We start from the raw sequence: 9,067 nt of genomic DNA on the forward strand, positions 1-9,067 counted from the left end.
GGGAGGTGAGCTCGGCGGGCGAGACCACCTGGCGCCCGGGCGGGGCGCTGGAGAGTGGTGCGCGGAAGGACAAGGACATGGCGAGGAGGCCTTTCGGGATCGGCAGGGTGATGCCGCGAAGGTGGGCACGAGGAGAGAGGGGGACCAGGCGTGCCGGTGACCGGGGCGGCTGCGTGAGGCGCCCTGCGGATCGTCCACCGTGGCCAACCCGGGTGCCCCGATGCAAGTCCTCCCCACGTGTCCGCGATCACGGTCGCCTGTGCCCAGGCGGGGATCCGGGGCCAGGCGTGCGCCTCCTCACGTCGCCGTGACGATCGGTTGGCCCGATCGTGCGAGCCACTCCTGGACGACAAACTAGAACGGGTTCTACTGTGGCGCGCATGAGTCAGCCGCTGCGCGTGATCCAGTGGACGACCGGCAACATCGGTCGTCGCTCCCTGCACGCGATCCTCGCCCGCCCCGACCTCGAGCTGGTCGGCGTCTTCGCCCACGGCGCGGACAAGGTGGGCCTCGACGCGGCCGAGCTGTGCGACTGGCCGTCACCCACCGGCGTACGCGCGACCGACGACGTCGACGCGCTCCTCGCGCTCGGTGCCGACGCGTGCTGCTACAACCCGCTGTGGCCCAGCATCGACGACCTCGCGCGGCTGCTGGAGTCGGGCGTCAACGTCTGCACGAGTGCTGCGTGGATCACCGGCGGCAAGCAGTCGGCGCCGGACCTCGACCGGATCAGGGCCGCCTGCGAGGCCGGCGGCTCCACGATCTTCGGCAGCGGCGCCCACCCCGGGCTGACCAACCTGGTCGGCATGGTGCTCAGCGGGGCCTGCGAGCGGGTCGACGAGATCCGGATCACCGAGTCGGTGGACTGCTCGACCTACGAGTCGGCCGGGACGCAGACGGCGATGGGGTTCTCGCAGTCACCCGACACACCGGGACTGGCCGAGTCGGTGCGGGTCGAGAGCGAGGTGTTCGCCGAGTCGGCCGCGATGATGGCCGACGCGTTGGGCGTGATCCTGGACCGGATGAGCTTCGACGTCGAGTTCACCACCGCCACCGGTGACTCCGACCTGGGTTTCATGCAGGTCCCGGCCGGGACGGTCGCCGGCGTGATGGGCTACCACCGCGGCTGGGTCGGTGAGCGCAACGTCGTGAGCGTCGGCTTCAACTGGACGATGGGCTCGCACGTCGTGCCGCCCAAGCCGCTCGCCCACGGGCACGTGATCCAGGTCTTCGGGCTGCCCAACATGCGCACGGTCATCCACTGCCTGCCCCCGGCCGACTGGACCGAGGAGGGCTTCATGGGTCTCGGGATGATCTACACCGCGATGCCGGTCACCAACGCCGTCCCCGCGGTCGTCGCCGCCGCCCCCGGCATCGTCACGCTGGCCGGGCTGCCGGTGGTGACGGGGCGGGTGTCCCACTTGTAACACGTCGTCTGCTCATCTACCCGACCGCTGCAACGGTCTCGTAGATGGGGTAACGACGTGTTACATGTCGCACCGGAAGTCGTCCGCTGCCCCGCCGGCTCAGGCCAGCTGGGCCTGGATGGCGGTGACGACGCGGTCGTCGAGCGGCTCGACGCGAGGGCCGAAGCGGGCCACGACGGAGCCGTCGGCGGCGAGGAGGAACTTCTCGAAGTTCCACGAGACGTCGCCGACCGTGCCGCTCTCGTCGGGTGTCTGGACGAGCTCGGTGTAGAGCGCGTGGCGGCCGTCGCCGTTGACCTCGACCTTCTCGCTCATCGGGAAGCTCACGCCGTAGGTCGAGGAGCAGAACTCCGCGATCTCCTCGGACGAGCCGGGCTCCTGGCCGCCGAACTGGTTGCACGGCAGACCGACGACGGTGAAGCGGTCGCCGAGCTCGCTCTGGAGCTCCTCGAGCCCGGTGTACTGCGGCGTGAGGCCGCACTTGCTGGCCACGTTGACCAGCAGTGCGGGCTTGCCGCCGGTGAGGTCGCCGAGGGTGCCGGGCGTGCCGTCGAGGCGGGCGAGGGGGGTGTCGAGGAGGGTCATGGTGCCCAGCCTATTCACGAGGCTCACGAGGCTCCGAGCGCGACCTCCGCGAGCCAGTCCGCGACCTGGTCGGGGTCGAAGCCGGTCGCGGCGGAGGCGACCGCGATCTCGGTCGTCACCACGCCGGGCACGGCGGTGGACCACCACGGGAAGCTCGGGACCACCCCCTCGCGCTCGACCAGCGCGAAGAGCCGCTCGTTGACCTCGTCCTCGGTGCCGTCGGCGAACACCTCGAACGTCGGGGTGTGCGGTGGCGACGGGTTGACCCGCACGCCCCGCGCCTCGAGCGAGGTGGCCAGCGACCGCGCCCACGCGACGTACTCACCCATGCGCGGCAGCTCATCGCGCAGCCCGACCAGCCCACCGACGGCCTCGGGCGTCATCCGGAAGATCGTGCCGCCCATGCGCTTGCGCCACAGCCGCGCCTCCTCCACGACGTCCTCGTCGGCGGCGAGCACCGCCCCGCCCAGGCCGCCGAGCCCCTTGTAGAGCGAGACGTAGACGCTGTCGAAGAGGCCGGCGACCTCCGCCAGGGGCCGGTCGTAGAACGGCTGCGACTCCCACAGCCGGGCGCCGTCGAGGTGCCGCGCGATCCCGCCCTCCTCGGCCGCGGCGGAGAACGCCTCGAGCTCGGCCCAGTCCGGCAGCGCGCAGCCGGCGTGGCGCAGCGGCAGCTCGACGAGCACGGCGGCGAGGTGACCGGGCAGGGCCTCCAGCGCCTCCGCGGAGGGCTGCACACGGCCGGTCGTGAGGTGCTCGACCTCGAAGCCGTGCAGCCGCCGTGGCCCGTCGGCCTCGTGCTTGAGCAGGTGCGAGAGGTCGGGCAGCGCGATGCGTCGGGTCCCGGCCCGGTCGCACCACACGCGCAACGCCGCCTGCTGCGCCATGATCCCGCTGGGGAACATCGCCGCTGCCGGTGTGCCGAGCAGCTCGGCGACCTCCGCCTCCAGTCGCGCCACCGGTCCCCGCTCGCCGTAGCCGTCCCACGTGTCGACGCCCAGCTCCTCGCAGGCCCGGGCGAGACGGGCCATCGTCTCCGCCGGCGTACGACGGGGGTGGTGGAGCACCGTGCGCGCCCCGGAGTCGAGTGCTGCCTGGAAGCGCCGCTGCAGGTCGTCCATCGCCCCAGGCTTTCACGTGGGCCGACTCGTCGAGCCCGGAGGGAACGGATGGTCGGTGCCGCACGTTAGCGTCGAGGTCCGCCCGCCATCCGATCCGAGGTCGCCCGTGAGCTTCGTGCCCGTCACCGGACCGGCGACCTTCCGTCCGGCCGTGCCGCCGCGCGAGGGCGTGGTGGAGTTCAGCGACGAGCGCCGCACGATCGCGCTGCCGATCCGTGCAGCGCTGCCGGTGCTCACCAAGGCCCACGCGCGCGACGACGTGCACCCGAGCGTGGGGCTGCTCAGCGGTGCGGTGCTGCTCGGCATGCGGCTCGTGGCGGCCGGCAAGTTCGAGCCCGACGAGGGTGGTCGCAGCTGGCGGGCCAGCCCGCTGGACGCCGCTGACACCGACCGGGTGGAGATGCTCGCGCGCTCGCGGTCCTACGACGACGTCGACGAGCGCGCCGCGCAGGCGCTGGTGCGCGAGGTGCTCGACGCGGTCAGCGACGCGATGCCGCGCTCGGCACCGCTCTCGACCGCCCACCGGGCCGGCACCCCCTCCTCGAGCCGCGCGCCGGACCAGGAGCGGCAGCGCGGCGGTCACGGGTTCGAGTCGCGGCTGCGCCAACGACTGGCCCGGCACCGCACGGACACCGATGCCGACCTGCCCCAGCTCGTCACGATCTCGCTGCGGGTCGAGGCCGACGAGGAGGAGCTGGTCGCCGGGGCGGTGCGACTGGTGCTCCAGGTCCACGACGAGCAGAACCCGCTCCACCTCTGCGACGCGGCGGTGCTCTTCACCGAGAGCGGGCCAACCGCCAGCCACGGCTTCGGGGAGCGCGCCAGGACCCACGCGAGCATCGCGCTGCGAGCCGCGGCCGACGCCTGGCCGGTGCTCGACCGCCTCCTCGAGCTCCGGGTGCCCGACGAGATCACCCTCGACACCGACGAGCTGGTCAGCCTGCTGGAGGACGGCGTCGGAGCGCTCAAGGACCGCGGCGTCGACGTGCTGTGGCCGCGCAGCCTCGGTCGCGACCTGACGGCCAGCGCCGTCCTGGACCGCACCTCGCCCCCCGGCGGGGCCGGCGCGGGCAAGGGCCAGCGCGAGGAGCCGCTGCACGAAGGCCTCTTCGGCGCCGCCGCGATGTTCGCCTTCACGTGGCAGCTCGCGCTGCACGGCGACCCGTTGACCCCCGAGGAGATGGACGAGCTCGCCCGGGCGACGGCGCCGATCCTCAAGCTGCGCGGCCACTGGACCGTCGTGGACCCGGCGATGGCCAAGCGGGCCCGCAAGCGGTTGGTCCGCACGGTCAAGCCCGTGCAGGCGGTCGCCGCTGCGCTCACCGGCGTGGTGCAGCTCGAGCCGGCCGACGACCGGGGCGAGGCGACCCAGACCCAGGTCGTCGTCGGCGCCACCCTGCTCAAGGTGCGCGAGCAGCTGCTCACCGCGGCCACGCGCGATCCCGTCGCTCCGTCGCCGCACCTGCGGGCCGAGCTGCGCGACTACCAGCGCCACGGCCTCACCTGGCTGGCCGACCTGACCTCGCTCGGGCTCGGGGCCTGCCTGGCCGACGACATGGGCCTCGGCAAGACCGTCACCCTGATCGCGCTGCACCTGCACCGCCGCGACGCCGGCGCGACCGGACCGACGCTCGTGGTGTGCCCCGCCAGCCTGCTGGGCAACTGGGAGGCGGAGATCCAGCGCTTCGCACCGGGGGTGCCCGTGCGGCGCTTCCACGGCACGCAGCGCTCGCTCGAGGACCTCGAGCACGACGGCGGGTTCGTGCTCACGACGTACGGCACGATGCGGGTGGACCACGCCACCCTCGAGGAGGTGCCGTGGGACCTGGTGGTCGCCGACGAGGCGCAGCACGTCAAGAACCCGCAGTCCTCCACGGCACGGGCGCTGCGGGCGATCCAGAGCCGGGCGCGGGTGGCGCTGACCGGCACCCCGGTGGAGAACAACCTGACCGAGCTCTGGGCCATCCTCGACTGGGCGACCCCGGGACTGCTCGGCAGCCGCAACGCCTTCCGCAAGGTGTGGGCGGGTCCGATCGAGTCGGGGCTCGAGCCGACCAAGGCTCGGCAGTTCGCCGACCTGATCGGGCCGTTCCTGCTGCGGCGCCGCAAGTCCGACCCCGGCATCGCCCCCGAGCTTCCGGCCAAGACCGAGACCGACCATCCGCTGGGCCTGACCCAGGAGCAGGTCGTCCTCTACGAGTCGTTCGTGCGCGAGTCGATGCGCCGCATCGAGGAGGCCGACGAGGAGACCCGCCGTGGCCTGGTGCTCGCGCTGCTCACCGGCCTCAAGCAGATCTGCAACCACCCGGCCCACTTCCTCAAGCAGTCCAACGGCCGTCTGGCGGGGCGCTCGGAGAAGCTCGACCTGCTGGACGAGCTGATCGGCACGGTGCTCGCGGAGGACGGGGCGGTGCTGCTCTTCACGCAGTACGTCGCCATGGCCCGTCTCCTCGAGACCCACTTCGCGAAGGCGTCGATCCCGCACCAGTTCCTCCACGGCGGCACGCCCGTGCGCGAGCGCGAGGCGATGGTCAAGCGCTTCCAGGCCGGTGAGGTGCCGGTCTTCCTGCTCTCGCTCAAGGCCGGCGGCACCGGGCTCAACCTCACCCGCGCCGACCACGTCATCCACGTCGACCGCTGGTGGAACCCCGCAGTGGAGGACCAGGCCACCGACCGCGCCTACCGGATCGGCCAGACCCGCCCCGTCCAGGTCCACCGGCTCATCACGCAGGGCACGATCGAGGAGAAGGTCGCCGAGCTGCTCACCCGCAAGCGCGCGCTGGCCGACTCCGTGCTGGGCAGCGGCGAGGCGGCGCTCACCGAGCTGAGCAACGACGAGCTGCGCGACCTGGTGACGTTGCGGCGGCCGTGACCGTGCAGCCGTCGACCGTGGTCCACTCCCGTCTCGCGGCGCGCACCCGCCCCGCGCGGGCCAGCACCTGGTGGGGCAAGGCATGGGTGCGGGCGGTCGAGGAGGCGGCGTACGCCGACGGCGACCTGCGCAAGGCCCGCACCCTCGCCCGTGGCGGCCACGTCGGGGGCATCACCGTCACGCCGGGCGGCTTCGTGGCGAGCGTCGAGGACGAGAGCGGCCTGGTCACGGCGTCGGGCACGGTGCCGGTGCTCGACGACGCGGGCCGCGACGCGCTCGTGGAGACCGTCGCTGCCGAGGCCGGCAGGGTCGCGGCGCTGCTGGCCGGCGACCTGCCCCACACCCTGGTCGAGCACGCCGACCAGCTCGGGGTCGAGCTGCTTCCCTACGGCGGCGAGCTCGGCTCGTCGTGCACCTGCAGCTTCTGGGCCGACCCGTGCCCGCACGCGCTGGCGGTGCTCTACCAGCTGACCTGGCTGGTGGAGGCCGACCCGTTCGTGCTGCTCCACCTGCGCGGCGTCCCGCGCGACGCCCTGCTGGCAGACCTGCACGAGCGGTCGACGGTCGAGGTCGCGGCGGACCGTCCCGCCGAGGAGGGGGATGTCGACGCCGCCGTCGACGCCGCCCTGAGGGCCGCTCGCATCCTCGAGCTCGTCGACGATCCGGGCGCCGGCATCGACCACCTGTTCTGACAGGCGCCGGAAATGCGGACCGCCCCCGATGTGAGCCGTGATCGGGGGCGGTACACGACGGTTTCCCCCGCGTGCACTTCAGGTTACGACGGATCCAGTCGTCGGCGCATCCCCCCACATTGGTCGGCGCACCCCCAAAATTAGTAGTCGTAGGTGATGCAGACCTGGTCGGTCAGCGCTCCCCACGTCTCGGCATCCACGACCCCGGTGGGCGGCACGATGTCGCGGACCTCCTGGAAGTCCTTCACGCGCTGCTCGGTGGCCTCGTCGAAGATGCCGGTCACGTTCTCGGGGCGGAAGCGGTCCTCACGACCGGCAGCCACGTCGATGTCGATCAGCGTGTTCTGCAGGGACCGCACCCAGATCGCGGTCTCGGGGTCGGTGCCGTCGCTGCGCGAGAGCACCCGCAGGTCGGCCGTCGGGACCTCGCAGACGCACTTGACGTAGGTCGTGTTGCCCGAGTGCAGGCGCGTCACGTCGTCGCGCTTGTGCTCGCCGGTGAGCCGGGCCAGGCAGGGGTCCATCAGGCTGTCGTAGGGGCCGCTGTAGGCGACGTACTCCGGCACGTCGTTCTCCGGAGGACCCCACAGCGTCGGGCACGAGTCGTCGGTGCGCAGGTAGCGCACGGTCTCGTCGGGGTTGTTGACTACCGCCGAGCGCAGGGGCGCGCCGGTCTCGCCGTAGCCCAGCACGATGACGGCGTCGCCGGTGCACTCGAGGTCCACGAGGGGCACGCCCACGCGCAGCGGGTCGTTGAAGGAGGACTCGCTGGTCACCGGCTCCTCGTCCGGCACGACCAGGGCGGTCGCGACACCGGCGGTCGCGCCGAGCAGCGCCGCCGCCAGCGGCAGCCACAGTGCCCGTCTCCTACCCATCTCGTCACCCTAAGCGGGCAGGTCCCCCGGGGGCGGGCAGCAGCGCGCGCAGCGCCATCGCGATCAGGACGTCGTGCAGCGAGGGGTCGGGCAGGGCGCCCGTCCGGGGGGTGGAGTTGATCAGCCCGAACGCCGCGTGCGCCATGGCCCGCGCCGTGGTCAGGTCCAGCCGGTCGTGCAGGCTGCGCAACTGGGCTGCCCACAGGTCGACGTAGGCCCGCTGCAGCGTGCGCACCAGCTCGCGGGCCTGCACCGGCAGCGACTCCCAGTCGCGGTCCTGGACGATGATCAGCGCGCGGTGGTTGAGGGCGAAGTCGACGTGCCAGTCGACCAGGGCCCGCAGCGCCTGGTCGGCCCCGTGGGCGGCGCTGACCCGGGCCGTCCCGACCGCCAGCAGCTGCTCGCTGATGGACACCAGCATCTCGGCGAGCACGGCGTCCTTCGACGCGAAGTGCTTGTAGAGCGCCGGGCCGCTGATCCCGCAGGCCGTGCCGAGGTCGGCCACCGAGACGCCGTGGAAGCCGCGGGCCGCGAAGAGATCGGCCGCCGTGGCGAGGATCTGCTCTCGACGGCTCGGCGTCTCGTCGCTGCTCGCCTGGCTCATCCACGAAGGTTAGCGCCCGTTAACGGCCGAGTCGGCGCAATGTTGCTGAGCGCTGGCCGAATCGGCGCACTGTTGCAGAAGCCGGCTGCAACATCGCGCCGACTCGGCCCACCGGCTGCAACATCGCGCCGGCTCGGCCCACCGGCTGCAACATCGCGCCGGCTCGGTGAGCGACAGCATGGACGTGCAGGTTAACGATCGCTAACCTGGCCGGGTGCCCCCAGAGATGACAGACCTCGTCGCCGAGTTGCGCGAGCGGTTGGCAACGGCCCGGCTCGGCGGCAGTGAGGCCGCCCGCACCAAGCACACCGACCGCGGCAAGCTGCTGGTGCGCGACCGGGTCGACGCCCTCCTCGACCCCGGCAGCCCGTTCCTGGAGCTCAGCCCGCTCGCCGCGACGGGCATGTACGGCGACCCGGGCCGGGCGGACGCGCCCGACACCGTGCCGAGCGCCGGCATCGTGACCGGCATCGGGCGGATCAGCGGGCGGGAGTGCGTGGTCGTCGCCAACGATGCGACGGTCAAGGGCGGCACCTACTACCCGATCACGGTCAAGAAGCACCTGCGCGCGCAGACCGTCGCCTCCGACAACCACCTGCCCTGCGTCTACCTCGTCGACTCCGGAGGGGCGTTCCTGCCGATGCAGGACGACGTCTTCCCCGACCGCGAGCACTTCGGCCGGATCTTCTTCAACCAGGCCAACCTGTCGGCGCGCGGCATCCCCCAGGTCGCCAGCGTCATGGGCTCCTGCACCGCCGGCGGCGCCTATGTCCCGGCGATGTCCGACGAGACCGTGATCGTCAAGGAGCAGGGCACGATCTTCCTGGGCGGCCCGCCACTGGTGAAGGCCGCGACCGGCGAGGTCGTGACGGCGGAGGACCTCGGGGGCGG

The 9,067-nt window shown here is 72.5% G+C and carries 8 protein-coding genes; 4 read left to right on the top strand and 4 right to left on the bottom strand.

Annotated elements, in window-relative coordinates:
- The first annotated feature begins 380 nt into the window (after positions 1-380).
- Positions 381-1,427 (top strand): hypothetical protein, encoded by a 1,047-nt coding sequence (locus RMN98_RS16670; protein WP_309649941.1) that lies wholly within the window; start codon positions 381-383, stop codon positions 1,425-1,427.
- A gap of 99 nt (positions 1,428-1,526) precedes the next feature.
- Here RMN98_RS16670 and RMN98_RS16675 read toward each other — a convergent pair whose 3' ends face one another.
- Both RMN98_RS16675 and RMN98_RS16680 read right to left on the bottom strand, forming a co-directional pair.
- Positions 1,527-2,012 carry a glutathione peroxidase gene (locus RMN98_RS16675; RefSeq protein ID WP_309649942.1) on the bottom strand — a complete coding sequence of 162 codons (486 nt, stop codon included), beginning with the start codon at positions 2,010-2,012 and terminating at the stop codon, positions 1,527-1,529.
- 23 nt (positions 2,013-2,035) lie between these two features.
- Positions 2,036-3,133, bottom strand: coding sequence for a beta-eliminating lyase-related protein (locus RMN98_RS16680; protein ID WP_309649943.1), 1,098 nt, complete (start codon positions 3,131-3,133; stop codon positions 2,036-2,038).
- A 106-nt stretch (positions 3,134-3,239) separates the two neighbouring features.
- On the opposite strand from RMN98_RS16680, the gene RMN98_RS16685 reads away from it, so the two are divergent.
- The gene (locus RMN98_RS16685; RefSeq protein WP_309649944.1) at positions 3,240-6,005 is read left to right on the top strand and encodes a DEAD/DEAH box helicase; all 2,766 of its coding nucleotides are present in this window, start codon (positions 3,240-3,242) and stop codon (positions 6,003-6,005) included.
- The gene (locus RMN98_RS16690; protein WP_309649945.1) at positions 6,002-6,697 is read left to right on the top strand and encodes an SWIM zinc finger family protein; all 696 of its coding nucleotides are present in this window, start codon (positions 6,002-6,004) and stop codon (positions 6,695-6,697) included. The genes RMN98_RS16685 and RMN98_RS16690 overlap by 4 nt, the downstream gene beginning before the upstream one ends.
- 140 nt (positions 6,698-6,837) lie before the next feature.
- On the opposite strand, the gene RMN98_RS16695 is transcribed toward RMN98_RS16690, so the two are convergent.
- Positions 6,838-7,572: a peptidoglycan-binding domain-containing protein gene (locus tag RMN98_RS16695; protein WP_309649946.1), complete on the bottom strand. Its 735-nt coding sequence runs from the start codon at positions 7,570-7,572 to the stop codon at positions 6,838-6,840.
- Positions 7,573-7,576: 4 nt separating this feature from the next.
- Positions 7,577-8,176 carry a TetR/AcrR family transcriptional regulator gene (locus RMN98_RS16700; protein WP_309649947.1) on the bottom strand — a complete coding sequence of 200 codons (600 nt, stop codon included), beginning with the start codon at positions 8,174-8,176 and terminating at the stop codon, positions 7,577-7,579.
- A 226-nt stretch (positions 8,177-8,402) separates the two neighbouring features.
- Between RMN98_RS16700 and RMN98_RS16705 the strand changes: the two genes are divergently transcribed.
- Positions 8,403-9,067 (top strand): carboxyl transferase domain-containing protein (locus RMN98_RS16705; protein ID WP_309649948.1); only part of this gene is annotated, 665 nt, incomplete at its 3' end.

Origin of the sequence: Nocardioides sp., assembly GCF_031397825.1 — a bacterium.
In the GTDB taxonomy this organism is placed as follows: Bacteria; Actinomycetota; Actinomycetes; order Propionibacteriales; family Nocardioidaceae; genus Nocardioides.

Excerpts from the sequence above, each read along its gene's own strand:
- RMN98_RS16670 (WP_309649941.1), top strand. The coding sequence starts at position 381 with ATGAGTCAGCCGCTGCGCGTGATCCAGTGGACGACCGGCAACATCGGT.
- RMN98_RS16675 (WP_309649942.1), bottom strand. The coding sequence starts at position 2,012 with ATGACCCTCCTCGACACCCCCCTCGCCCGCCTCGACGGCACGCCCGGC.
- RMN98_RS16680 (WP_309649943.1), bottom strand. The coding sequence starts at position 3,133 with ATGGACGACCTGCAGCGGCGCTTCCAGGCAGCACTCGACTCCGGGGCG.
- RMN98_RS16695 (WP_309649946.1), bottom strand. The coding sequence starts at position 7,572 with ATGGGTAGGAGACGGGCACTGTGGCTGCCGCTGGCGGCGGCGCTGCTC.
- RMN98_RS16700 (WP_309649947.1), bottom strand. The coding sequence starts at position 8,176 with ATGAGCCAGGCGAGCAGCGACGAGACGCCGAGCCGTCGAGAGCAGATC.